The 22950-nt window shown below is 71.9% G+C and carries 25 protein-coding genes and 1 pseudogene; 13 read left to right on the plus strand and 13 right to left on the minus strand.

Translation table 11 applies throughout. The features are described from left to right. The first annotated feature begins 5 nt into the window (after window positions 1-5). The 6 genes from QRX60_RS20255 to QRX60_RS20280 all read left to right on the plus strand — a co-directional run bounded on the left by QRX60_RS20255 (window position 6) and on the right by QRX60_RS20280 (window position 8054). Window positions 6-1184, plus strand: a complete 1179-nt coding sequence (locus QRX60_RS20255) for an NAD(P)/FAD-dependent oxidoreductase (RefSeq protein WP_286002323.1) — start codon at window positions 6-8, stop codon at window positions 1182-1184. 71 nt (window positions 1185-1255) lie between these two features. Then, the gene (locus QRX60_RS20260) at window positions 1256-2851 is read left to right on the plus strand and encodes a thiamine pyrophosphate-binding protein (RefSeq protein ID WP_456298896.1); all 1596 of its coding nucleotides are present in this window, start codon (window positions 1256-1258) and stop codon (window positions 2849-2851) included. After that, on the plus strand, window positions 2848-4878 hold the full coding sequence (locus tag QRX60_RS20265; RefSeq protein WP_286002325.1) for a hydantoinase/oxoprolinase family protein: 2031 nt from the start codon (window positions 2848-2850) through the stop codon (window positions 4876-4878). Before QRX60_RS20260 ends, QRX60_RS20265 begins: the two co-directional genes overlap by 4 nt. Beyond that, window positions 4875-6575, plus strand: coding sequence for a hydantoinase B/oxoprolinase family protein (locus tag QRX60_RS20270; protein ID WP_286002326.1), 1701 nt, complete (start codon window positions 4875-4877; stop codon window positions 6573-6575). The genes QRX60_RS20265 and QRX60_RS20270 overlap by 4 nt, the downstream gene beginning before the upstream one ends. Window positions 6576-6577: 2 nt before the next feature. Further along, window positions 6578-7363 carry an SDR family NAD(P)-dependent oxidoreductase gene (locus QRX60_RS20275; protein ID WP_286002327.1) on the plus strand — a complete coding sequence of 262 codons (786 nt, stop codon included), beginning with the start codon at window positions 6578-6580 and terminating at the stop codon, window positions 7361-7363. A gap of 4 nt (window positions 7364-7367) precedes the next feature. Beyond that, window positions 7368-8054, plus strand: coding sequence for a GntR family transcriptional regulator (locus QRX60_RS20280; RefSeq protein ID WP_286002328.1), 687 nt, complete (start codon window positions 7368-7370; stop codon window positions 8052-8054). Here the strand turns inward: QRX60_RS20280 and QRX60_RS20285 are convergent. Next, the gene (locus QRX60_RS20285) at window positions 8000-8263 is read right to left on the minus strand and encodes a hypothetical protein (protein ID WP_286002329.1); all 264 of its coding nucleotides are present in this window, start codon (window positions 8261-8263) and stop codon (window positions 8000-8002) included. The genes QRX60_RS20280 and QRX60_RS20285 overlap by 55 nt on opposite strands. A gap of 86 nt (window positions 8264-8349) precedes the next feature. Between QRX60_RS20285 and QRX60_RS20290 the strand changes: the two genes are divergently transcribed. Further along, window positions 8350-9327 carry an ArsR/SmtB family transcription factor gene (locus QRX60_RS20290; protein WP_286002330.1) on the plus strand — a complete coding sequence of 326 codons (978 nt, stop codon included), beginning with the start codon at window positions 8350-8352 and terminating at the stop codon, window positions 9325-9327. 53 nt (window positions 9328-9380) lie between these two features. Here QRX60_RS20290 and QRX60_RS20295 read toward each other — a convergent pair whose 3' ends face one another. Beyond that, entirely contained in the window at window positions 9381-9518 is a 138-nt protein-coding gene (locus QRX60_RS20295; RefSeq protein WP_408630273.1) for an NPCBM/NEW2 domain-containing protein, read from the minus strand. 33 nt (window positions 9519-9551) lie between these two features. Further along, window positions 9552-9916, minus strand: a pseudogene (locus QRX60_RS20300) (glycoside hydrolase family 27 protein); the annotation flags it as partial. 168 nt (window positions 9917-10084) lie between these two features. On the opposite strand from QRX60_RS20300, the gene QRX60_RS20305 reads away from it, so the two are divergent. Together QRX60_RS20305 and QRX60_RS20310 are read left to right on the plus strand one after the other, a co-directional pair. Further along, on the plus strand, window positions 10085-11281 hold the full coding sequence (locus QRX60_RS20305) for a CaiB/BaiF CoA transferase family protein (protein ID WP_286002331.1): 1197 nt from the start codon (window positions 10085-10087) through the stop codon (window positions 11279-11281). A gap of 92 nt (window positions 11282-11373) precedes the next feature. Next, window positions 11374-12642, plus strand: coding sequence for an aminotransferase family protein (locus tag QRX60_RS20310; RefSeq protein WP_286002332.1), 1269 nt, complete (start codon window positions 11374-11376; stop codon window positions 12640-12642). Between the two features lie 252 nt (window positions 12643-12894). On the opposite strand, the gene QRX60_RS20315 is transcribed toward QRX60_RS20310, so the two are convergent. The 7 genes from QRX60_RS20315 to QRX60_RS20345 form a co-directional block, all read right to left on the minus strand. Continuing rightward, window positions 12895-13332 carry a VOC family protein gene (locus QRX60_RS20315; RefSeq protein WP_286002333.1) on the minus strand — a complete coding sequence of 146 codons (438 nt, stop codon included), beginning with the start codon at window positions 13330-13332 and terminating at the stop codon, window positions 12895-12897. Beyond that, complete coding sequence (locus tag QRX60_RS20320; RefSeq protein WP_004561810.1) at window positions 13311-13508, minus strand: hypothetical protein; 198 nt, start codon at window positions 13506-13508, stop codon at window positions 13311-13313. Before QRX60_RS20320 ends, QRX60_RS20315 begins: the two co-directional genes overlap by 22 nt. 131 nt (window positions 13509-13639) lie before the next feature. Next, entirely contained in the window at window positions 13640-14143 is a 504-nt protein-coding gene (locus QRX60_RS20325) for a GNAT family N-acetyltransferase (RefSeq protein ID WP_286002334.1), read from the minus strand. Window positions 14144-14174: 31 nt separating this feature from the next. After that, complete coding sequence (locus QRX60_RS20330) at window positions 14175-14960, minus strand: IclR family transcriptional regulator (protein ID WP_332845863.1); 786 nt, start codon at window positions 14958-14960, stop codon at window positions 14175-14177. Between the two features lie 121 nt (window positions 14961-15081). Next, window positions 15082-15777 carry a family 16 glycoside hydrolase gene (locus QRX60_RS20335; RefSeq protein WP_286002336.1) on the minus strand — a complete coding sequence of 232 codons (696 nt, stop codon included), beginning with the start codon at window positions 15775-15777 and terminating at the stop codon, window positions 15082-15084. A gap of 106 nt (window positions 15778-15883) precedes the next feature. Further along, window positions 15884-17446 (minus strand): PH domain-containing protein, encoded by a 1563-nt coding sequence (locus QRX60_RS20340; RefSeq protein ID WP_286002337.1) that lies wholly within the window; start codon window positions 17444-17446, stop codon window positions 15884-15886. Then, window positions 17443-17955, minus strand: a complete 513-nt coding sequence (locus tag QRX60_RS20345; RefSeq protein ID WP_286002338.1) for a PH domain-containing protein — start codon at window positions 17953-17955, stop codon at window positions 17443-17445. The genes QRX60_RS20340 and QRX60_RS20345 overlap by 4 nt, the downstream gene beginning before the upstream one ends. Before the next feature lie 177 nt (window positions 17956-18132). Between QRX60_RS20345 and QRX60_RS20350 the strand changes: the two genes are divergently transcribed. Next, complete coding sequence (locus QRX60_RS20350) at window positions 18133-19050, plus strand: proteasome assembly chaperone family protein (RefSeq protein WP_286002339.1); 918 nt, start codon at window positions 18133-18135, stop codon at window positions 19048-19050. A 10-nt stretch (window positions 19051-19060) separates the two neighbouring features. After that, window positions 19061-19792, plus strand: a complete 732-nt coding sequence (locus QRX60_RS20355) for a class I SAM-dependent methyltransferase (protein WP_286002340.1) — start codon at window positions 19061-19063, stop codon at window positions 19790-19792. Between the two features lie 30 nt (window positions 19793-19822). Here QRX60_RS20355 and QRX60_RS20360 read toward each other — a convergent pair whose 3' ends face one another. Continuing rightward, the gene (locus QRX60_RS20360) at window positions 19823-20248 is read right to left on the minus strand and encodes a MarR family winged helix-turn-helix transcriptional regulator (protein WP_286002341.1); all 426 of its coding nucleotides are present in this window, start codon (window positions 20246-20248) and stop codon (window positions 19823-19825) included. A gap of 65 nt (window positions 20249-20313) precedes the next feature. On the opposite strand from QRX60_RS20360, the gene QRX60_RS20365 reads away from it, so the two are divergent. Both QRX60_RS20365 and QRX60_RS20370 read left to right on the plus strand, forming a co-directional pair. Then, window positions 20314-20799, plus strand: coding sequence for a PaaI family thioesterase (locus QRX60_RS20365; protein ID WP_286002342.1), 486 nt, complete (start codon window positions 20314-20316; stop codon window positions 20797-20799). Between the two features lie 49 nt (window positions 20800-20848). Then, the gene (locus QRX60_RS20370) at window positions 20849-21562 is read left to right on the plus strand and encodes a class I SAM-dependent methyltransferase (RefSeq protein ID WP_408630274.1); all 714 of its coding nucleotides are present in this window, start codon (window positions 20849-20851) and stop codon (window positions 21560-21562) included. Here QRX60_RS20370 and QRX60_RS20375 read toward each other — a convergent pair. Together QRX60_RS20375 and QRX60_RS20380 are read right to left on the minus strand one after the other, a co-directional pair. Continuing rightward, a complete protein-coding gene (locus QRX60_RS20375; RefSeq protein WP_286002344.1) occupies window positions 21549-21899 on the minus strand; it encodes a YciI family protein in 351 nt (116 codons plus the stop codon). The genes QRX60_RS20370 and QRX60_RS20375 overlap by 14 nt on opposite strands. A 22-nt stretch (window positions 21900-21921) precedes the next feature. Beyond that, window positions 21922-22908, minus strand: a complete 987-nt coding sequence (locus tag QRX60_RS20380) for an MCE family protein (RefSeq protein WP_286002345.1) — start codon at window positions 22906-22908, stop codon at window positions 21922-21924. Window positions 22909-22950: the final 42 nt, after the last annotated feature.

Raw genomic sequence — 22950 nt, forward strand, 5'->3', positions numbered from 1 at the left:
CGAGTATGACCGTCCGCGGCGCCGGGGAAACGTCCTTGCCACCGATGGCCGAGTGCGTCGTGATCGGTGGCGGTGTGATCGGTGTGAGCTGCGCGTTCCGCTTGGCGGAAGCCGGCGTCGACGTCCTGCTGCTGGAGCGCGACGGGCTCGGTGAGGGTTCGACGGCGAAGGCCGCGGGGGGCGTCCGGTCGTCGTTCACCAGCCGCGTGAACGTCGAGCTGGGCTTGCGCGGGCTCGCCGCATACAGCGCTTTCTCCCGCGACTTCGGAGTCGAGATCGACTTCCGCCGCGACGGCTACCTCTACCTGCTCACCGACCCGGCGGACGTGTCTGCAATCGGACATACCTCGGAGCTGCAGCGCGAGTACGGCGTCCGCAGCCACCTGCTGGATCCGGCGGAGGCGAAGGGTGTCCTTCCGCTGCTCGAGACGGACGGGGTCCTCGCCGCGCTCTGGTCTCCGGGCGACGCGAAGGCGACGCCGGACGCCGTCGTGCAGGGCTACGCGAAGGCGGCCCGCGCGTGCGGCGCGAAGCTGCGGACCGGCGTCGAGGTCGTCGGCATCGAGCGCGACGGTGCCGTGTTAACCGGTGTTAACACGACGGCGGGGTTCGTCCGGACCGGCGCGGTCGTGTGCGCGGCGGGCGCGTGGTCGGGCCGGATCGGCGAGCTGGCCGGGCTCGATCTGCCGGTGCGCCCGTTCCGGCGCCAGGTCGTGTTCACCGGGCCGGTGCCCGGGCTGCCGGCCGCGGTGCCGCTGACCATCGAGCTGCCGTCGGCGTTCTACTTCCACCGCGAAGGCCCGGGCCTGGCCATGTCTTTCTCCGAGGACGATGGCTTCCCCGGCTTCGGCACGCACTACGAAGCGGGCGAGTGGCTGCCGCGGCTGGCCGAGCTGGCGGGCCGCCGGATCCCGGCCGTGCTCGACGCCGGGATCCGCACGGCCTGGGCCGGGCTGTACGAAGTGACGCCCGACCGCAACCAGATCGTCGGGGAAAGCGTCCTGCTGTCGCGGTTCTTCTACGCGACCGGTTTTTCCGGGCACGGGTTCCAGATGGGGCCGGCGACCGGCGAGCTGGTCCGGGACCTCTACCTGGGCCGGCCGACGGCCGTGGACATCGCGGAGCTCGACGTCCGCCGGTTCGAAACCGTCGATACCGCACCGGTCGAGCACAACATCGTCTAGGGGTTGATTGCCAGATCGTTCAACGATCTGGCAGTATCCGGGCTGTGGCTGTGAGTGGTGCTCGGGAGCTGGTGGACGCGCTCGAAGGGTTGGGGACGGAGATCGTTTTCGGTCTTCCGGGGGTGCACAACCTGCCGTTGTGGGAAGCGCTCGCCGAGACCCGCATCAAGCTCGTCGGGGTCCGTCACGAGCAGACCGCGGGCTACGCGGCCGACGGCTACGCGCGCGCCACCGGCAAGCTCGGGGTGGCACTGGTGACCACCGGGCCGGGTGCGGCGAACACCCTCGGCGCGGTCGGCGAAGCGATGGCGTCCGCGGCTCCGGTGCTGGTCATCGCCACCGACATCCCCTCGACGCTGCGGCGCCCCGGCGTCGTCCGCGGCGTGCTGCACGAGACGTCCGACCAGCAGGCGATGTTCGCGCCGGTGACCAAGGGCGGCTTCACGGTGCGGGCCGCGGACCAGATCGGGACCACCGTGCACCGCGCGGCCCGGCTCGCGCTGCAGCCGCAGAGCGGCCCGGTCTACCTCGGCGTGCCCACCGACTACCTGCGCGAGACCGTGCCGCACCGGCGCCCGCCCGCGCCGCACCGCAAACCCGACGGCGACGTCCCGGACCTCGCGCGGGCCGAGGCGATGCTGTCGGACGCGGAGCACCCGCTGATCTGGGCCGGCGGTGGTGCGCTGCGGTCCGGGGCGGGCGACGCCATCGGCGCGCTGGCCGAGAAGATCGCCGCGCCGGTCATCACCACGTTCGGCGCCCGCGGCCTGCTCCCGCTCGACCACCCGTGCCTCGCGCCGAACCCGGTGCACACGCCGGAGGTCGGCGAGCTGTGGGACGAGGCCGACGTCGTGCTCGCCATCGGCACCGACTTCGACGGCCTGATGACGCAGAACTGGCGGATGCCGAAGCCGCGCAAGCTGGTCGCGATCAACGTCGACGCCGACGACGCCGCCAAGAACTACCCGCCGGACCTGACGCTGGTCGGCGACGCCCGCGCGATCGTCGAGCGGTTGCTGCCGAAGGAACGGCCGGGCCTGGACGACATCACGCTGCGGCTGGCCGGCATCGGCCGCCGGGTGCGCCAGCGCATCCGCGACGAAGAGCCGCAGGCCTACGACTTCCTGTCCACTTTGGACGAGGTGCTGCCGACGGACGCGGTGCTGGTGTCCGACATGTGCGTCGCCGGTTACTGGGTCGGCGGCTTCCACCGGGTGCGGGCGCCGCGCAAGCTCGCCTACCCGATGGGCTGGGGCACCCTCGGCTACGGCTTCCCGGCGTCGCTCGGTGCCGCCGCGGCGGGCGTCGGCCGCGCCATCTGCATCACCGGCGACGGCGGGTTCCTCTACGCCTGCGGCGATCTGGCGACGCTCGCGCAGGAGCAGCTGCCGGTCACCGTCGTCCTGGTCGACGACGGCGGCTACGGAATGCTGCGGTACGACCAGGAGCGCGAAGGTCTCCCGCGCCGCGGGGTCGACTGGGACAGCCCGGACTTCGTCGGCCTCGCGCGGTCCTTCGGCGTGCACGCCGACCGCGTTTCCGGGTTCGGGCGGGCGTTCCGGCGGCTGCTCGGCGAGTTCGTCGAATCGGACGAGCCGAACGTGCTGGTCGTGAAGGCCAAGCTGAAGCCGCCGCTGAACACTTCGCCGCGGTGGTATCGCCCATGAGGATCGGCGTCGACATCGGTGGCACGTTCACCGACCTCTGCGCGGTGGACGACACGGGGATCGCGGCCGTCGGCAAGGTGCTGACCACGCACGACGAGCCGGCCCGCGCGGTCGAGGAGGGCCTGGCCGCGCTGCTCGCGGAGTCCGGGATCGCCGCTTCCGAGGTCGACCAGGTCGTGCACGGGACGACGCTGGTGACGAACGCGCTGATCGAGCGCAAGGGCTCGCGGACGGCACTGCTCGCCACCGCCGGGTTCCGGGACGTCCTGGAGATGCGCCGCGAGCACCGGTACGAGCTGTACGACCTGCACCTCGAGCTGCCCGCGCCGCTGGTCCCGCGCCACCTGCGGTTCGACGTCCCGGAGCGGATCCTGGCCGACGGTTCTGTCCACATCGGACTCGACGAGGAGTACGTCGCGCGGCTCGGCAGGGAATTGGCCTCACGCGGCATCGAAGCGGTCGCCGTCTGCTTCCTGCACGCGTTCACGAACCCCGTGCACGAGCGGCGGGTGGCCGAGATCCTGGCGGAGGTGGCACCGTCGCTCAGGGTCGCGCTGTCTTCGGACGTCGTCCCCGAGATCCGCGAGTTCGAGCGGGCGTCGACCACGGTCGCGAACGTCTACGTCCAGGACCTGACCGAGCGCTACCTGCGCGACCTCGAACAGCGGCTGCGGCGGCTCGGGATCACCGGCGCGCCGCACATCATGCTGTCCAACGGCGGACTGGCCACTGTGGACACCGCGGCCCGGTACCCGATCCGGATCCTCGAGTCCGGCCCGGCGGGCGGAGCGCTGGCCGCCGCGTCGATCGGCCCGGCGGACCTGCTGGCCTTCGACATGGGCGGCACCACGGCGAAGCTGTGCCTGATCGCCGGCGGCGCACCGCTCGTCACCCACCAGTTCGAGGTGGACCGCAAGTACCGGCTGCTGCCCGGGTCCGGGCTGCCGGTGCAGGTGCCGGTCACCGACATGATCGAGATCGGCGTCGGCGGCGGGTCGATCGCCCGGATCGACGCGCTCGGCCTGCTGACCGTCGGGCCCGATTCGGCCGGGTCCGAACCCGGCCCGGCCTGCTACGGCCGCGGTGGCACCGAGCCCACGGTCACCGACGCCGACCTGGTGCTCGGCTACCTCGACCCGGCGTACTTCCTCGGCGGCGGCATGGCGCTCGACGCCGCGTCGGCGCGTGAAGCGATCAGCCGCATCGCCGGCCCGCTCGGTGTCAGCGTCGAAGAGGCCGCGTGGGGTATCCACACGAGCGTCAACGAAGACATGGCGAACGCCGCCCGCGTGCACGCCGTCGAGCGCGGCCAGGATCCGGCGAAGCTGCCGATGTACACGTTCGGCGGGGCGGGCCCGGTGCACGGCGTCGGAGTCGCGCGGGCGCTCGGCGCACCGTCGGTCGTCGCGCCACCGGCCGCCGGCGTGCTCAGCGCGGCCGGGTTCCTCACCGCGCCGCTGGCGTTCGACTTCGTCCGGTCGGCCCGCGCCGCCGTGCACGACCTGGCGTGGGACCAGGTCGACGCGCTGTTCGCCGAGATGGAGGCCGAGGGCGCGGCGCTGCTCGCGAAGTCCGGAGTGGACGAGGTGACGCACCGCCGCGTCGCCGAGATGCGCTACGCCGGGCAGGGCTACGAGATCCGCGTCCCGGTCCACGGCGGCAGCTGGCCGGAGACCCTGATCGGCGAGTTCACCGCCACCTACCGCGCGCTGTACCGGCGCACCGGGCCCGAGGTCGGCGTCGAGGTGCTGAACTGGCGGGTCGTCTCGAGCGGCCCCGCGCCGGACGTCACGCTGCGGCTGAACGCGCAGGTGAGCGCAGGTGACGTGCGCAAGGGCACCCGCAAGGCTTACTTTCCGTCGACTGGGGGATTTGTCGACACGGCGGTGTTCGACCGGTACCGGCTCGAACCCGGCTCGCGGATCGACGGTCCGGCCATCGTGGAAGAACGCGAGTCCACTGTGGTCGTCCCACCCGGTGCCCACTGCGTCGTCCGAGGTGACGCGGCACTGGAGGTGACGGTGTGAGCGTCGACCCCATCCTCGTCGGGCTGTTCGGCAACCGGCTGCACTCGATCCTCGCCGAGCAGCAGAACGCGCTGGTCAACACGGCCTTCTCCGCGGTGGTCCGCGAGTCGCTCGACCTGGCCTGCGCGGCGTTCGACTCGCGTGGCGAGATGATCGGCCAGTCCGTCGGCGGCACGCCGGGCCACATCAACGCGATGGCCACCGGCATGCACCACTTCGTCGCCGCCTACCCGCCGGAAAGCCTCGAACCCGGGGACGTGCTGCTCACCAACGACCCGTGGCAGACCGCCGGGCAGATCAACGACATCACCGTCGCGACGCCGGTGTTCCGGCGCGGCAAGCTGGTGGCGTGGTTCGCGTCCTGCTGCCACGCGCCCGACATCGGTGGCCGGCTCGTGTCCGCGGAGGCCCACGAGGTCTTCGAAGAGGGCTTGCGGCTGCCGATCCTGAAGTTCCTGCGCGCGGGCGAGGTAAACGCCGATCTGGAGCGGCTGATCCGGGCCAACGTGCGGACGCCTGAGGAGACCATCGGCGACCTGTACGCGCAGGTCACCGGCAACGAGGTCGGCGCGGCCAGCCTGCTTCGGCTGCTGGGCGAGTTCGGCCTCGACAGCCTCGACGACGTCGCCGCCGAGATCATGAACCGTTCCGAGAAGGCCCTGCGCGACGCACTGCGGGAGCTGCCGGACGGCGTCTACACCAACGAGATCGGCACCGACGGCTTCGACGACGAAGAAGTCGTCCTGCGCGTGAAAGCCACTGTGGACGGTGACGAGATCCACCTCGACTTCGCGGGTTCGTCGCCGCAGAGCCGTCGCGGCATCAACGTCGTGCTGAACTACACGCGGGCGTACGCGTCGTTCGCGGTCAAGGCGGCGATCTCACCGGAGGTGCCGCACAACGCCGGGTCGTTCCGGCCGGTGCACGTCACCGCGCCGGAGGGCTCGGTGCTGAACTGCCTGCCGCCCGCCCCGGTCGCGTCCCGGCACCTGATCGGGCACTTCCTGCCGTCGCTGCTGATCGGCGCCCTGCCCGGTGCCGCGATCGCGCCGAGTGCGGACGCGCTGTGGATGACCATCTGGCGCGGCTCGGGGTTCATGCTCAACGTCTTCCAGACCGGCGGCACGGGCGCGCGCGTGGACAAGGACGGGCTGACCACGACGGGATTCCCCAGCGGCCTGCGCTCGACGCCGACCGAGGTCATCGAGACCATGGCGCCGCTGGTCCAGCGTTCGCGGGAGCTGCGCGCGGACTCCGGTGGGGCCGGGCGGTGGCGCGGTGGCCTCGGCCAGGTGACGACGATGGCGGCGCGCGGCCAGGACTCCTGGAGCGTCAACGGGAACGTCGACCGCGTGCGCGCCGCGGCGTCCGGTGTGGACGGCGCCGGTGCCGGCGCGGCCGGCCGCTTCGGCCTGCACGAGGGCGACGACCTGCCCGCGAAGAGCCGGGTGACGCTGACGCGCGAGTCCGTTGTGGACGTCACGCTGCCCGGTGGCGGTGGCTACGGCCCGCCGTTCGAACGGCCGGTGGCGGCGGTGCTCGCCGACGTCGTCGAGGGGTACGTCTCGGTGGCGGCGGCGCGCGAGGTGTACGGCGTCGAGGTGCGGTACCTCGGCGACCCGGCCGCGCTCGTGCGGCTGCCCGGGGACTACGCGGTGGACGAAGAGCAGACAGCACGACTGAGAGCGGGGCAGTGATCATGGGTCGGTTGGCCGGCAAGGTGGCGGTCGTCTTCGGCGGTGCGCGGGGCATCGGCCTCGCCACGGTGAAGGAGTTCCTCGCCGAGGGCGCGACGGTGTTCGCCTCCGACATCCGCGAGCCCGCGGAACAGCTCGACGGTTACCGGCACTCCATAGTGGACGCGACCGACGAGGACGCCGTCGCGGCGTTCGTCGACGGCGTGCTCGCCGAAGCCGGCCGCGTCGACGTGCTGTTCAACAACGTCGGCATCCACCTCGGCAAGCCCCTCGCGGACACGACGCCGGCCGAGTTCGACAACATCTTCGCGCTCAACGTGCGGGCGGCCTTCCTCGGCACCCGCGCCGTGCTGCCGCACATGATCGAGCGGAAGGCCGGCAGCATCATCACGACGTCGTCGAACGGCGGTGTCATGGGCCGTCCCGGCGACCCGGTGTACAACGCCACCAAGCACGCGCTGGTCGGGCTGACGAAGTCGATCGCCGTCGCTCACGCGCACCAGGGCATCCGCGCCAACACGGTGAACCCCGGGGCGATCGACACCGACATGCTGCGCAGCACGCTCAACTCGCCCGAGGAGTTCGAGACCAAGCAGCACCAGCTCGTCGCGAGCACGCCCGCGGCGCGCGTCGGCGAGGCCTGGGAAGTCGCGAAGGCCGTGGTGTTCCTGGCGAGCGACGAGTCGCGCTTCATCAACGGCGTCGTGCTGCCGATCGACGGCGCGAAGGCCGCGGGCGCGATGCCGGGCAACCGCTACAGCCTCGATTTCGAGCTCGGCGTCAGGTAGCGCCGTGACCGTCGATGCCTCGGGGCTGGAGAGCGAGCGGCACCAGCTCGAACGCAGCGGCACCGCCGAGCGGGTCGCCGCGATCCTGCGCCAGTACATCACCGACGGCGTCTTCGCCCCCGGTGAACGGCTGTCCGAGCCGGTGATCAGCTCGGCGCTCGGCGTCTCGCGCAACACGCTGCGCGAGTCGTTCCAGCTGCTGGCCCACGAGCGGCTGGCCGTGCACGAGCTGAACCGTGGCGTGTTCGTGCGCGTACTGACCACGGAGGACATCGAGGACCTCTACGTCGTGCGCCGCGCCACCGAATGCGGTGCCCTGCGGCGGGCGGCCGAGCTGTCCACTGTGGACTTGACGCCGGTCGAACAGGCCCTGCGCGACGGTCGCACGGCCGCCGCGGCCGAGGACTGGCCGGCGGTCGGGACCGCCAGCATCCACTTCCACCAGGCGCTGGCCGACCTGGCCGGCAGCGAGCGCATCTCCGCGACGATGCGCCAGGTGCTCGCCGAGACGCGGTTGTTCTTCGCCCTCAACGAGAACACGCGCGAGTTCTACGAGCCGTTCCTCGACTGCCACGAGCAGATCCTGCGCGACCTGCGGCGCGGCCGGTTCGGCGTCGCGGAGGCCGCGTTGGACCGCTACCTCCGCGACGCCGAAGCCCGGCTGCTGGCGCTCAGCGGCCCCGCGACGTAGGGGACCTCGAACGCGTACGGCCTGCGGTAGGTGACGGCCCGGTATTTCCCGTCGGGACCGGCCGACCAGCTGCGCCAGGCGATGGTGCGGACTACGGCGACCACGGCGTACCCGGGCACGGGTTCGGCCGCGGCGGGCGGCACCGAGGAGAGGAGCACGGCGGCCACGGCGGCCACGGCGGCCAAAGTTGTCGCGCGTCGTGGGAGCACGGCCCCAGTCAACCCCGCGGACGCCGCCGGCCGGAAAGGATTCGAGCCGGTTCGAATCCACCGGGGTTGCTGTTACCGTCGGTCGGGTGTTCACGCTGCGCGTCGACGCGGAGACAGTGGCCAGGACCCGGTTTTCGCCGTCCCTCGCGGCCGAGTCCCTGGCCTGGCTGAAGCTCGCCGCCGGCCCGGCGCGTCACCCGGTGTTCGGGGATCCCGGCCCGCTCGCCCGGGCGTCCCTCACCCACCCGGACGTCGCCCTGCTCCTGGAGCTGCTGCCGCGCACCGGCGAGGTCTACACCCCCGACCTGCTCACCCCGCAGCCGGGCACGGCCGCCCGGCACCACGACCTGCTCGACGAGCAGATCGCGCGGATCGAGGCGACCCCGCAGGACGACCTCGAGGAGCAGGTGCTTTCCCACACGCAGGCCCACTGGGGCCGGCCGCTGCCGGTCCGGGCCCGCCGGGTCGCGGAGTCGGGGTCGATGCCACGGCGCCTGGCCAACGGGCTCGCCCGGTTCTGGCGCGAGGCCCTGGCCGAGGACTGGGCCGGCCTGCAGCCGGTCGTCGAGCGGGACATCACCCACCGCGCGCGGGCGATCGCCGGCCACGGCGTCGGCGCCGTGCTGGGGAGCCTGCACCCGTCCATCGGCTGGGCGGGCGACGCGATCACCCTCGCCATGCCGTTCGACGGCGAGGTCGACGTCACCGGCCGGGAGCTGGTCCTCGCGCCCGGCGTGCTCAGCTGGCCCGGCACCAGCATCCAGGTCGACGTCCCCGGCCAAGTCGTGCTCTGCTACCCCGCGCACGGGATCGGTACGGGCGGAGCGCACGAGCCGGGCCGGCTCGCGCCGGTGGTCGGGGCCGCCCGGGCGGCGCTGCTGACGGACCTCGAAACCGCGCGGTCGACGGCCGAGCTCGCCACCCGCACCGGGTATGCCGCGGGCACCGTCTCCTACCACCTCACCGCCCTGCACCGGGCGGGTCTCGTCAGCAAGGTCAGGGACGGCCGTTACGTCCTTTACCGGCGGACCCCGCAGGCGGTCGTCCTCCTGGAGGGCGCCTGAACCGCCGACGGGCCGCCCCCGGCGAACGGCCGGGGGCGGCGTGTGAATCCCGCTCAGCAGGTGATCGTGGCGTCCGCCCAGTCGGCGTGGTCGGAGTCGGTGCCGTCGCCGCAGTCGGTGACGACCAGGTCGAGCACCCGCACCCCGCTCAGGTCCGCGGCGAGCTGCCGGGCGGGCAAGCCGGGTGTCATGACGCCGGTCCCGGCGAGCTCCCTGCCGTCGCCGAGGACCTTCTGGCAGGTCAGCGTGCCGGCGCTGGTGTAGATGCCGAGCTTGAGCCCGCGGTCGTGGACGTAGCCGGCCAGCGCCTTGATGCCGCTGGGGAAGCGCGTGTGGCTGGCTTCGAGCTTGCCGTCGGCGGTGCGGTTCTGTTCGGCCCAGCAGCCGTCGATGTTGACGTACTGGTAGCCGGCGGCCTTCAGGCCCGAGCTGACCATCGCGTCGGCCGTCTCGCGATGAGCTCTTCGTTGATGTCGCAGTGGAACTTGTTCCAGCTGTTCCAGCCCATCGGCGGGCGTTCGCCCAGGTGCTGTGCCGGGCGTGGTTCGGCCGCTTGGGCCGGAGTGGACGAGCCGATCGCGGCGGCCACGACGGCGGCCGCGAGCCCGAGAAGAAGGCGCCTGATCCCTCCAGGAGTGCGCAACTCTGCACAAACTCACTCAACAACAAACACCGCCGAGAGGTCAGATGTATACGGCCGTTAGGAGGAACACCTTGCGGAAATCCGGGCCGTGGGAGAGAAAGGGCCGTGACTTCGATGCCTGCTGACCGCGCCGGATTCCGCCCGCTGGACGGGATCAAGGTCGTCGACCTGTCCCGCATCCTCGCCGGGCCGTACTGCACGCAGTACCTCGGTGAGATGGGCGCGGACGTGGTGAAGGTCGAGCCGCCGGGCCACGGCGACGACACTCGCGGCTGGGGGCCGCCGTTCGTCGGCGAGAGCGGTGAAGCCGTGTATTACCTCGCCGCGAACCGGAACAAGCGCGGGATCGTGCTCGATCTCAAGAGTGACCGCGGCCGGGAAGCCCTCCGACGTCTGGTGGCCGACGCGGACGTGCTCGTCGAGAACTTCCGCCCGGGAACGCTGGAGAAGTGGGGGCTCGGGTATGCGGTTTTGTCGGATCTGAACCCGCGGCTGATCCACGTGTCGATCACCGGGTTCGGGCAGACGGGGCCGTACCGCGACCGCGCGGGTTACGACCTGGTGGCGCAGGCCCTCGGCGGCGTGATGTCGCTGACCGGCGAACCCGACGGCGCGCCGGCGAAGGTCGGGCTGCCGGTGGCGGACCTGAACGCGGGGACGTGGGCCATCATCGCCGTGCTGATGGCGCTGCAGGCCCGGCACACGACCGGCCGCGGCCAGTACCTCGACGTGTCCCTTTTGGACAGTCAGCTGGCCTGGCACGTGTACGCCGCGGGCGCGTACTTCTACGACACGCCGAGGCCGCGCCGGATGGGCTCGGCGCACCCGAGCATCGTCCCGTACCAGGCGTACCACGTGTCGGACGGCTGGCTGATCATCGCCGTGGGCAGCGAAAAGCTGTGGCACGCGTTCTGCGGGGTGCTCGATCTGGACATCGCGGCGGACGCGCGGTTCTCTTCGAACGCTCTTCGGGCCGCCCACCGGGATGCGCTGAACGCGCTTTTGGAGCCGGTGCTGCTGACGCGCACGGCGGCGGACTGGATGAAGTCCTTCGACGCGGCGGGCATCCCGGCGGCCCCGATCAACGAGATCGACGACGTGTACGCGGACCCGTGGACCACCGCCCGCGACCAGGTGGTCCGGCTCCCGCACCCGACGGTGGGGACGTACCTGGGGACGGGCTTCCCGGTGAAGGCGTCGGACACGCCGGCGCGGCCGACTTCCGCGCCGCCGACGTTGGGGCAGCACACGTCGGAGGTGCTGGCGGAGCTGGGGTACTCGGCGGAGGAGATCGCGGAGTTCCTGGACTGACCGGCCAGTCCGGCCGCGCGAAGTGTGCACGATGGAGTGTTCGCGCTCCCGGCTGCGCCCTGGTAGGGATGGGGGAGGACTGAGGAGGACCGATGTCAGCACAGCACGCCCTTTGGCACCCGTTCGCCGACATGGGCGCGGTCGACGGCGACCGGATGGTCATCACCCGCGGTGAGGGCTCCTACGTCTGGGACGACGCCGGCCGCCGGTACTTCGACGCCACCGCGTCGCTCTGGTACGCGAACTTCGGCCACGGGCGCCCCGAGATCACCGAGGCCGTCACCAAGCAGCTCCGGACGCTCGACTCGTACAACCTGTTCGGCTACAACGCGAACGAGCCGGCGATCGAGCTGGCCGACCGCGTCGCCGGGCTGGCGCCGACGCCGGGGTCGAAGGTCTTCTTCGGCTCGGGTGGCGGGGACGTCATCGACACCGCCGTGAAGCTCGCGCGGGCGTACTTCGCGCAGACCGGGCGGCCGGAGAAGGTGCACGTCATCGGCCGCGCGCAGGGCTACCACGGCACGCACGGCTTCGGCACGGCCGTCGGCGGCATCCCGGCCAACGCGGCCGGCGTCGGACCGCAGCCGCCGGAGTTCTCGCACGTCCCGTTCGACAGCGCCCCGGCGCTGGAAGCCGAGATCGAGCGAGTGGGCGCTTCGCGAGTGGCGGCCTTCTTCTGTGAGCCGGTGATCGGCGCGGGCGGCGTGCTGCTCCCGCCGGAGGGCTACCTCGAGGAGGTGGCCGCGATCTGCCGGCGGCACGACGTGCTGTTCGTCGCGGACTGCGTGATCGCGGCGTGGGGCCGGCTCGGGACGTGGTTCGGCATCGACCGCTGGGCGGTGCAACCGGACATGATCACGACGGCGAAGGGCATCACCGGCGGCACGATCCCGCTGGGTGCACTGGTGGTGGCCCCGCGCGTGGCGGAGCCGTTCTTCACGGGCGCGCCGGGCGCACCGATCTTCCGCCACGGCGCGACGTACGCGGGTCACCCGGTGGCCTGCGCGGCGGGCCTGGCGACGCTGGACATCTACGAGCGAGACGGCCTGATCCCCCGCGGCCGCGAGCTGGAGAAGCCCTTGGCCGACGCGGTGTCGGCGGTGCGCGGACACCCGCTGGTCGCGGAAGTCCGGGCGGGCCTGGGCTTCCTCGCGGCGGTCGAGCTGACGGCGGAGGTCATGGACGCCGACCCGGGCGCACCGGTGAAGCTGCAACGCGCGTGCCGGGACGAGGGCGTGATCGTGCGGAACCTCGGGCGCGGTGTCGCGGTGTCGCCGCCGCTGATCGCGGGGGAGACGGAGCTGGACCTGCTGGCCGCGGCGTTGCCGAAGGCTCTGGACCACCTGGCGGCGCAGAGCTGACCTACGCGGGCCCACGCCGGCCGACGGGCCCGGCGCCGACGCGGTGAACGACTCTTTCCTGTCCTCCGACGGCAGGAAAGAGTCGTTCACGACGTTCGTTCGCCCTGGCGAGAGCGTGACCGAGGCCGGGTGACGGGGCCGGGTCTCGCGTGACCGGAAGCGGGTCTCGCGTGACTGGGGTCGGGTTTCGCGTGATTCGGGCCGGAACTCGCGACTGGCACCGCCCCGGCCCGCCCGCGAGCACCCGCACCTTCACGAAATGCAGAACTCGTTGCCCTCCGGGTCCGCCATCGTCACCCAGCTGTGCGGCCCCTGCCGCCCCCGGTGCAGGAACTTCGCCCCGCGCGCCGTCAGCTTCTCCAGCGTCGCCTCGACGTTGTCCGCGCCGACCCACACGTCGATGTGGAGGCGGTTCTTCACCGTCTTCGGCTCCGGGACCTCCTGGAACAGGATCCGCCGGGGTGGACCGTCGGGCGGGGAGTCCGGGTGGCGGATCGCCGCCCCGGTTCTCCACACCAGTACCCCGTTGTAGGTCCGGGTTTCCTCCTCCTTCGCGTACCCCTTCGCGATCATCTCGCGGATGAAGTCCTCGTCGGTCGGTTCCACGGGCCAGCCGAGCGTCTCGGCCCACCAGTCGGCGAGCACGTGCGGGTCGGCCGTATCCACCACTACCTGGAAGTCATGCGCCATACCGGCACGTTAACGACCGAGTCCGACATTTTCCGGAGCATCGGGTCCTCGGGCACGACCGTGAAGCGCCACTTGTCGACGCCGCCGCCCATGATCTCGGCGTAGCGGCGGGCGCCGTCGGCGTTGGCGAACCGCACCTGCTGGCCGTTCGTGAGGTGGGTGATCTTGACCGCCATGACAACCTCCGAAGTCTGTGGGCCGGCCCAGGAGCTTCCCCCTCCGAGGCCGGCGAGCACAGTAGAACACATGTTCGACCCGGCGCGCCAGTGGATCCCCCGGCCAGGGGAGAAAAAGGCGAAACACCAGGTCAGAGCGGTCGGATCATCGCCACCCGCGGCCAGGCGTCCAGGCCGCGGGCCGCCTCCGCGCGGCGGATCGCCCGCAGCCCGTCGCCGATCTCGGCGTCCGCCAGGACCCGGAACCGCAGCCGCTCGTAGTAGGGCGCGTTCCACGGCACGGCCGCGAACGTCGTGAGCGTCAGCGCCGGCAACCCGCGAGAAGCCGCCCACTCGGCGAGCGTCTCGATCAGCGCGCTGCCGAGCCCGCGTCGCGCGTGCGAGGGCCGCACCGAGACCTGCTCGACGTGCGCGCGCCCGTCGACGACCTCGGCGACGAGGTACGCCACCGGCCGGTCGCCGTCGTCCACGCTCACCCAGGCGCGGCCGGCGGACTGGTACTCCGCCAGCTCGGCCACCGAACCCGGGTCGTCGTCGGCGATCGCGGCCATGTCGAGGGCGCGGAAGAGGCTGCCGGCCTCGCGTTCGATGTCGATCAGCGCGGGCAGGTCGTCGGGACGGGCGAGCCGGATCACGAACGCATTCGTACGCGCCCGGCGGGGGTTTTCACAGCGAATAAGACGAAATCGTCCGCTGAATGCGGGTCGCGTACCCCTGCAGGGTGGTGATCGCGGTGCGCCGGGCCTCGTCGGTGATCCGCGCGGCCGGGCCGGCCAGGCTCAGCACGGTCGGCCGCCGCCCGTAGGTGGGCACCGGCACCGAACACGCCCAGACGCCTTCGTCGATTTCCCCAGAACTGACTGAAAACCGGTTCTCCAGCGCGTGCTTGAGCTCGTCGCGCACGATCGTGCCGCGCTGCTCGACGATCGGTGCCAGCCGCCGGTCGCGCTCGATCTCCGGCAGCAGCGCGAGCAGCATCTTCCCCGACGCGCCGACGCCGAGCGGCACGGAATGCCCCGGCTCGAACGTGAACCGCATGGCGCGGTCGCACTCGACGCGGTCCGCGCACACGGCGGCGTCGCCGAACTGCTGGAAGAGCATCACCGTCTCGCCGAGCTCGCGCGCGGCTTCCTCCATGGCCGGCTTCGCCAGCCGCACGAGGTCGTTCGCCAGCTGTGCGGCGCGCGCGAGCGGCATCACCTGGCTGGTGAGGTGGTAGTGCCCGGCGCGGCCCTCTTCGAGCAGCTGCAGCTCCTTGAGCAGCGCCACGTAGCGGTAGGTCGTCGCGACCGGGGTGCCGATCGTCGCGGCGAGCTCGGCGACGCTGGCCTCCCAGCGGCGTTCGGAAAAGGCGAGGAGCAGCTGGAGGACCTTGCGGGAACTGCTCGCACCGGGAGTGCGGCGCGGGGCGGTGGTGGCGGAACCGTCGACGGCACTGACGGCAGGCGTCATCATGACCTCTCGGTGAGACAAAAACGACCTTCGCTATCACACGGGGTGAATAAATTAGCACGTTGTGTTAAACGAAGGCCAGCATTCCGCCGACGGCCCGCCAATCGGGAAAACCCGCGAGTCAGAGCGTGAGGAACTCGTCCGGTTTCGTCACCACCGGTGACTCGACGTAGAGCCCGCGGTACTCGTCCTGGATCCCGGAGTTGTGCACCTGCAGCGCGAGCGGGCCGACGCGCCCGGCGGTCTTGTCGGTGAACCGCAGGACTTCGACACCCTTGCAGGTCACGGCGGTCCCGGTGAGCGGGCAGCAGGCCATCCGGGCCACGCCGGTGGCCAGGTCGCCGATCAGTTCGCACTGGGCCCACTTCTTGCTGTCGATCGCCGGGTGCGGCAGCTGGGTGAACAGTTTGCCGCCGCCGTCGTCGTGGCCGGGCCGGTAGTCCCAGTGACCGCCGTTCGGCGGCTGGAACTGGATGGCGCTCAGCGCGTCGCGGATCGGATCGGTGGTGCCCCAGATCAGCACGGTCGGTTTGTGGTTGCCCTTGACCTGGCGGACATTGAATATCCACCGAAACGTGCCGACCTGCATTTTGTTGTAGTACAACCAGCCGCGCGCGGTGCCATTGCCGTGGATGACGCCGTTCTTCGCCGACCAAAGGCCGGCTTTCGACGACGTCCAGGCGCTCAGGTCGGTGCCGTCGAACATCGGCACCAGATTCGGGTCGCCGTAGGGGTTTTCGGCGGCTGCCGCGGCCGGCGCCAGGGCCGAACCCACGACGATCCCCGCGGCCACTACGCCAAGGAGCTTGCGGAACATCCTGCCGTCCTCTCGTGAACGCGAACTGCGGTCGAGGTTTCGGACGGCGGATTTCACGCTACGAGCCGCGGGGGTGGAGCGTCAACCGAGGTCCCCGCTGAGCGGGTCAGCCGCGCTCCAGGAACGGCGTCAGCAGGCCGGGAACCGCCTTTTCGGCGAGCGCGAGCCCGTCGGACTCGCCGACGTCGAGCACGCGGTAGTGCCCCTTGCCCGCGGCGACCGGCGCGATCACCGTGACCAGCCCGGCCCGGCGCTGGAAGTACGAGCGCTCGACGACGACGCCGGTCATCCCGTCGCAGCGGACCGCTGCGGTGCCGCGGTCCAGCGACCCCGAGCGCGTCACCAGGTAGCGGCCGGTGAAGGCGTGCCCGAGGCCGCGGTAGCGGTCCCAGCCGACCAGCGCGGCGAACGGCAGGAGCACGAGCGCGGCCTGCCACGGCCAGTCCGGCAGCGCGCCGAGCCACGCCAGGCCGTAGAGCGCCGCGGCGAGCAGCAGCACGCCGACGACGGCCCGCGAGAGCCGCCGGTACAGCGCCCGGCGCGGGTGGCGCACCAGCGGCGTCGCGGCCGGGTCCTCCCCGAGCACCTCCGCGACGACCTCGTGCGCCTTCGCGAGCGGCGCGGGCGGGAGCAGCAGCCCGCCGCTCTTGTCCGCACCCTTGCCCTCGCGCAGGCCGCCGGCGATGGCGACGCAGCGCGCGCCGCCGGCCAGCCGCAGCGGCAGCGGTTCGCGGATTTCCACGCCCCGCAGGCGGTCCTCCTCGATCGACACCGAGCGCGTCGTGATCAGCCCGCGCCGGATGTGCAGCGTGCCGGCGGGCTCGCGGGTGAGCCGGAAGTTCCAGAACGACAGCACGTACCCGCCGACCGACAGCAGCGAGACGAGCACCAGGAGGCTGACGGCGGCCAGCACCAGGCTCACCCACGTCGGGGTGTCGGCGAAGTGCCCGACGACCGTCTGGACCAGCGAGAACTGGACCGGGTCGAAGTGCAGCTCGTGCGCGAAGTGGTACACGGTGCCGACGGCGGCGCCGACCACCGCGAGGCCCGAGAGCGTGAACGGCGCGTACCGCAGCCACTTCTTGTCGACCACGGCGACGACCTGCTCCGGCGGCGGGGCGGCCTCCTCGGCCGTCTCGACGGCCTTGCGGTGCAGCAGGAGCGTCCGCAGCCGCTGCGCTTCCGCGATCGTGACGGCGTCGAGGACGAGCTCGTCCTTGCCCGGTCCCTTGCCGTGCGAGTGCCGTCCGGTACCGATCCGCGCCGCGGCCAGCGAGAACAGCCGGTGCTTCGGTTCGGAGGTGACGTCGACCGTGCGGATCCGGTCGCGCGGGATGGCCCGCTGCTTGCGCAGCAGCAGCCCGGTGTGCCACTCGACCTGCGTCTCGGTGATCCGGTAGCGCGAGGTCAGCACGTGCGAGATGCCGGTCGCCACGGCGATCGCGGTGAAGGCGAGGCCGATCCACTGCCACGGCTCGCCGTGGCCGAACAGCAGCGCGCCCAGCAGCACCGGCAGCGACCGCACCAGGTCCAGCACCGGCCGGATGAGCAGCATGCGCCGGTCGAGGCGGTGCCACGGCGCGTCCTGCGTGCCCTCGGCGGGCGGGGGCACGAGGGCTTCGGTGCTCTCGGCCGCTTCCACGGGGGAGAGTGCGTCGGCGGGGCTCATGTCGCGTCGCCCCGGACGGCCTGCGTCGTCTTCGTGAGCTCGTCGGCCAGCTCCAGCGCGCGGTCGTGCCGCAGGCCCGCGATGCGCAGCGGGCCCGCCGCGGACGCCGTCGTCACGGTGATCTTCGCCAGCCCGAACAGCTGCTCGAAGGGGTCGCGTTCGATGTCGACGGTCTGGATCCGCGAAACCGGCGCGATCCGCCACTCCTGCTTCAGCCAGCCCGCCTGCGTGTAGACGGCCTCGTCGGTGACCTCCCAGCGGTGCACGCGGTAGCGCCACTGCGGCATCACGATCAGGTGCAGCGGGGCGAGCACGCACGAAACGATCAGCGTGACGTCGAGGAACGACGGCGGGTCGTCGCTGGTCAGCACGATGACCGCCTGCACCCCGATGAGGACGATCCACAGGATCGCGGCGGTCGCCGTCCAGTAGCCGATGGCCCGGCGGCTGACGCGGTGCGCGGGCGGCCGCAACCGCAGCGCCGCTGTGTTCGTGCTGTGTTCGCTCACAGGTCAAGCGTGCCCGATCGGCGCCTTGCGTGCCCACGACATGTGTCACGATGCCGATCCGGTCCGCCTTCGATCGCGTGCCGTTACGATCGGCAACACCGTCGGAGGAATGGATCCGCCGCCGGGGTGTGTTGTGCTTGAGGGATTCACATACATGTAGGCAAGCAGGAGGATCCGGTGGGACTCGATCCCGACGACCTGTACGAGGTGGACTCGGACGTCCCCGACCTGACCGGGGCGGTGCTGATGCACCACTTCGAAGGGTTCATGGACGCGGGCTCGGCGGGCCGTCTGCTGGCCGAGCACCTGCTCGGCCGTGAGCACCGGGTGGTCGCGCGCTTCGACGTCGACCGGCTCATCGACTACCGCTCGCGCCGGCCGACGATGACCTACGCCGTGGACCACTGGGACGACTACGACGCGCCGGAGCTGGTCGTCCACCTGCTGCACGACGACGACGGGACGCCGTTCCTGCTGCTGTCCGGCCCGGAGCCCGACCACGACTGGGAGCGGTTCTGCCGCGCGGTGCGCAACCTGGTCGAACGCTGGGGCGTCCGGCTCACCGCCGGGTTCCACGGCATCCCGATGGGCGCGCCGCACACCCGCCCGCTCGGCGTCACCGTGCACGCGACCCGCAAGGACCTGGTCGGCGAGCACCAGCCGCTGCCGAACCGGCTGCAGGTGCCGGGCAGCCTCGCCGCGCTGCTGGAGTACCGGCTCGGCGAGTGGGGCCACGACGCCGTCGGGTTCGCCGCGCACGTGCCGCACTACCTGGCGCAGTCGACGTACCCGGCCTCGTCGCTGATCGTGCTCGAAGCGCTGAGCCGCTCGACCGGCCTGAACCTGGCCGAGGGCGAGCTGCGGGCCGCGGCGGACCTGGCCGACGCCGAGATCAACCGCCAGGTCGCGGAGTCCGACGAGGTCGCCGAGGTCGTCCGCGCGCTGGAGCGGCAGTACGACACGTTCATCGAGGCTTCGGAGCGGGGTTCGCTCCTCGCGGAATCGGTCGAGCACATGCCGACCGCGGAGGAGCTCGGGTCCCAGTTCGAGCGGTTCCTGGCCGAGCAGAACGGCGGCGACGCCCCGGAGCGCTGAGGACCCGGCAGTGACTCACTACGACGAGATCGGCGTCGGTTACGCGCTGGGGAGGCGGACCGACCCGCGGTGGCTCGCGCCGGTGCTCGACGCGCTGGGCCCGGCTGCTTCCGTGCTCGACGTCGGCTCCGGGACGGGGTCGTACGAGCCGCCGTCCCGGCGCGTCGTCGCGGTGGAGCCGTCGGCGGAGATGATCCGGCAACGGCGTCCCGACGCCGCCCCGGTGGTGCGCGCGGTCGCCGAGGCGCTGCCGTTCGCCGGGGGCACGTTCGACGCCGCGTCGGCGGTGTTGACCGTGCACCACTGGCGGGACTGGCGACGGGGTCTCGCCGAGCTGCGCCGGGTCGCGCGCCGCCAGGTGGTCCTGGCCTACGACACCGCGCTGCACAACGACTTCTGGCTCGTGCGGGAGTACGTGCCGGAGGTGGCGTCACTTGAGCGGTCGCGTCCTTCGGCACCGGAGATCGCGGCTTTCCTGGGCGCGTCTTCGGTGGTCGAGCTGCCGGTGCCGTGGGACTTCACGGACGGCGTGTTCCCGGCTCACTGGCGCCGGCCGGAGGCCTATCTCGACCCGGCGGTGCGGCGGTCGTGCTCGGCGCTCGCGCAGACGTCGCCCGCCGCGGTCGAGCGGGGGATGGCCCGGCTGCGGGCCGACCTGGAGTCGGGCCGCTGGCACGAGGAGCACGCGGAGCTGCTGGACCTGCCGGAGTGGGACGCGGGCTTCCGGCTCATCGTGGCGTGAGCGGGAAACGGGGCCGGACCACGGTTTCCCTCACGGCCCGGGCCAGGCCGCGAGCTTCCCGACGGCCTCGGCGGCCTGACGGAACCCCTCCTCGCCCAGGACGGCGTGCAGCTGGGCGTTGAACTCTTCGATCTCCGGGGCCACCCGGTCCAGCGCCTCTTCGCCTGCCGCGGTCAGCTCCAGGACCACCGCGCGGTGCTCGTGCGGATGGGCGCTCCTGCCGACCAGGCCCGCGTCGGCCAGCCGCGTCACCATCGCCGTCACCGCGGATTCGCGCTGGCCGAGCCGGGCCGCGAGCTCGCGCTGGGTCAAGCCGCCTTCGCGGACGGCGAAGAGCGCCCCGAGCTGGGCCGTCGTGATGCCGGCCGCGGCCAGGCAGCGGCGGTCGGCCGCCACGCGCAGCCGGTGGGCGGCCTGCTGGAGCAGGAAGAACAGGCGCTGGTCGGGTTCGGGCACGCCCCCGATCTTGACAGCTCGGGCCGAGTGGCGCCATCCTCACTTCACTAGTGAAGTGAGGATGCATGCCGGACTTCGAAGCCGCCCGCGCGGGCCTGGCGAGCCAGCCGTTCAGCCGTCTGCTGGGCGCCCGGCTGACCGAGTTCGGTGCCGGCGCGGCCACCCTGGAGCTGGACATCCGCGACGAACTCCAGCAGCAGAACGGGTTCGTCCACGGCGGCGTACTGGCCTACGCCGCCGACAACGCGCTCACCTTCGCCGCCGGCACCGTGCTCGGAGCCGCGCTGCTCACCGCCGGCTTCACGATCGACTACCTCCGCCCGGCCACCGGCGTCACGCTCCGGGCCCGCGCCGTCGTGGTGCAGGCGAGCCGGTTGCGCGCCACCTGCCGGTGCGAGGTGTACACAGTGGATGGTGACGGCGAGACCACGCTCTGTGCCGCCGCGCAGGGGAGTGCGCGGGTCGTCCGGCCCCGTCAGGTACCGTCCCGGGATGAACCGTACGGAAAACCGTTCACCCGTAACGAAAACCCTGAGGCGGACGCTGGGTAGGGTCCTGTTCCGGCTGGCCTCGAAAGTGCACGACCCGTACACCGATCAGCTGAACCGGATGGCTGACGAGCTCCGCGCGGAGATCGTCAGCCAGGGTGACCGGGTCCTCGATCGGGTGGTGGAGTTCGAGATCCGCAGCCGACGCGACATCGTCTACGCCGGCGACCAGGACGCCGCGCTGGAGAGCAACGTCTTCGCTCGCGAGAATCTGGTCGGCGCCCGGCACTTCGGCACGCCGAAGGAGACGCTCGAGTACGCGCTTTCGCTGGCACCGCAAGGAGGGATGGCGCTGGAGTTCGGTGTCGCGTCCGGCAACACGCTGCGAGCGATCGCCGGCGCCCGGGGCGGCCGGGAGGTCTACGGCTTCGACTCCTTCGACGGGCTGCCCGAAGCGTGGCTCAACGGCATGCCCGCCGGCGCCTTCGCCCGCGACGACCTGCCGGACGTCCCCGGCGCCGAGCTGGTCGTCGGCCTGTTCGCCGACAGCCTCCCCGGGTTCCTGGAGCAGCACCCCGGGCACGTCGACTTCCTGCACGTCGACGGCGACCTCTACAGCTCGGCCAAGACCGTGCTCGACCAGTGCGGGCCGCGGCTGCGCGCGGGCAGCATCGTGCACTTCGACGAGTTCTTCAACTTCCCCGGCTGGAAGCGGCACGAGTACCGCGCCTGGACGGAGTACGTCGAGCGCACCGGCGTCGAGTTCGACTACGTCGCCTACACCTACAACGACAACCAGGTGACGGTGAAGATCACGAAGCCGTAGGCGGTCCGTCGAGGATTTCGCGCAGTTCCAGCGTGCCGACCTCGGCCCACGGGTGCCGCGAAGCGACCTCGACCGCCGTCTCGCGGTCCGGGCACTCCAGGACGTTGTAGCCGCCGATCTGCTCCTTGGTCTCGGCGAAGGGGCCGTCGGTCAGCAGGACTTCGCCGTCGCGCACCCGGATCGTCTTCGCCTCGGCCGGCGGGTGCAGGCCCGTGCCGCCCTGCCGGACGCCGCGCCGTTCGGCCTCGGCGGCCCATTCGTGGCAGCGCCGAGCCATCTCCGGGCCGGACGCCTCCGCGGCGCTTTCGTCACCGCACAGCAGGAGCAGGTATCGCACGGCGCCAGCATGCCACGCGGGCTCAGCCGTGGCAGCCCTCTTCGTTCAGCGGGCCGAACGACGGCAGGATGAGCCCGCACAGGTAGCCGTCGATCCACCGGCCGTTCCCGGAGAGGTCGGTGCCGAGCCGGACCAGCGGCGCGAACCCCCGGATGCCGGCGGCGAGCGCGTCCTGGTTGCGCTGCAGCATCGACGTCAGCTGGTCGAGCTGGGTGAGCAGCGGGCCGACCTGGGTGTCGTTGTCGCTGATCAGCCCGGACAGCTCGGTGGCGAGCTGCCGCGAGCCGTCGAGCAGGGAGCCGATCGCCTGTTCGCGGTTGCTCACTTCGGCGAGCAGCTGGTTCCCGTCGGCCAGGAGCCGCTGCACGGCGGTGTCGCGGTCGACGAGCGTCTGCGAAACGACGCGCGTGTTGCCCAGCAGGGTGCCGAGCTGGTGGTCCCGCGTGGCGAGCGTGTCCGACAGCCGCGACAACCCGGTGAGCGCGGCGCGGACGCTCTGCGGCGTGTTCGCCAGCGTCGCCGACAGCGTGTCGAAGCTCTTCGCCAGCTGCGTGGTGTCGATCCTGTCCACAGTGGACGACAGCTCCCCGAACGCCGCGAGGATGTCGTAGGGAACGCTGGTGCGCGAGCGCGGGATCGGCTGCCCGGGATCGAGCGTCCCGTCGCCCCGCGGGTCGAGCGCGAGGTACTTCTGGCCGAGCACGGTCTTCAGCCGGATCGCCGCGCCGGTCGCGTCACCCAGCCACGCGCCCTTGACCCGGAAGGAAACCCGCACGCGGTCGCCGCGCAGCTCGACGTCCGAGACGCGGCCGACCTCGACGCCGGCGATGCGAACGTCGTTGCCTTCGAACAGGCCGGCCGCTTCGCTGAACTCCGCGGAGTAGGTCGTGCCGTCGCCGATCACGGGCAGGGAGCGCGCGTTGAGCGCCGTGAGCACGCCCAGGGCCAGCACGGTCAGGCCGACGAGCGCCGTCCTGACCGGGGCATCGGCGGCCCGGCGTATTGACATGGCGTCAAGAGTGACGTACGCCACGCCGGGTCGCCAGCCGAG

Origin of the sequence: Amycolatopsis mongoliensis, assembly GCF_030285665.1 — a bacterium.
GTDB lineage: Bacteria > Actinomycetota > Actinomycetes > Mycobacteriales > Pseudonocardiaceae > Amycolatopsis > Amycolatopsis mongoliensis.

Excerpts from the sequence above, each read along its gene's own strand:
- QRX60_RS20295 (WP_408630273.1), bottom strand. The coding sequence starts at position 9,518 with ATGACACCCGGCTTGCCCGCCCGGCAGCTCGCCGCGGACCTGAGCGGG.
- QRX60_RS20315 (WP_286002333.1), bottom strand. The coding sequence starts at position 13,332 with ATGGCGCATGACTTCCAGGTAGTGGTGGATACGGCCGACCCGCACGTG.
- QRX60_RS20265 (WP_286002325.1), top strand. The coding sequence starts at position 2,848 with ATGAGGATCGGCGTCGACATCGGTGGCACGTTCACCGACCTCTGCGCG.
- QRX60_RS20340 (WP_286002337.1), bottom strand. The coding sequence starts at position 17,446 with ATGAGCCCCGCCGACGCACTCTCCCCCGTGGAAGCGGCCGAGAGCACC.
- QRX60_RS20330 (WP_332845863.1), bottom strand. The coding sequence starts at position 14,960 with ATGACGCCTGCCGTCAGTGCCGTCGACGGTTCCGCCACCACCGCCCCG.
- QRX60_RS20275 (WP_286002327.1), top strand. The coding sequence starts at position 6,578 with ATGGGTCGGTTGGCCGGCAAGGTGGCGGTCGTCTTCGGCGGTGCGCGG.
- QRX60_RS20305 (WP_286002331.1), top strand. The coding sequence starts at position 10,085 with ATGCCTGCTGACCGCGCCGGATTCCGCCCGCTGGACGGGATCAAGGTC.
- QRX60_RS20365 (WP_286002342.1), top strand. The coding sequence starts at position 20,314 with ATGCCGGACTTCGAAGCCGCCCGCGCGGGCCTGGCGAGCCAGCCGTTC.
- QRX60_RS20320 (WP_004561810.1), bottom strand. The coding sequence starts at position 13,508 with ATGGCGGTCAAGATCACCCACCTCACGAACGGCCAGCAGGTGCGGTTC.
- QRX60_RS20335 (WP_286002336.1), bottom strand. The coding sequence starts at position 15,777 with ATGTTCCGCAAGCTCCTTGGCGTAGTGGCCGCGGGGATCGTCGTGGGT.
- QRX60_RS20380 (WP_286002345.1), bottom strand. The coding sequence starts at position 22,908 with ATGTCAATACGCCGGGCCGCCGATGCCCCGGTCAGGACGGCGCTCGTC.
- QRX60_RS20310 (WP_286002332.1), top strand. The coding sequence starts at position 11,374 with ATGTCAGCACAGCACGCCCTTTGGCACCCGTTCGCCGACATGGGCGCG.
- QRX60_RS20255 (WP_286002323.1), top strand. The coding sequence starts at position 6 with ATGACCGTCCGCGGCGCCGGGGAAACGTCCTTGCCACCGATGGCCGAG.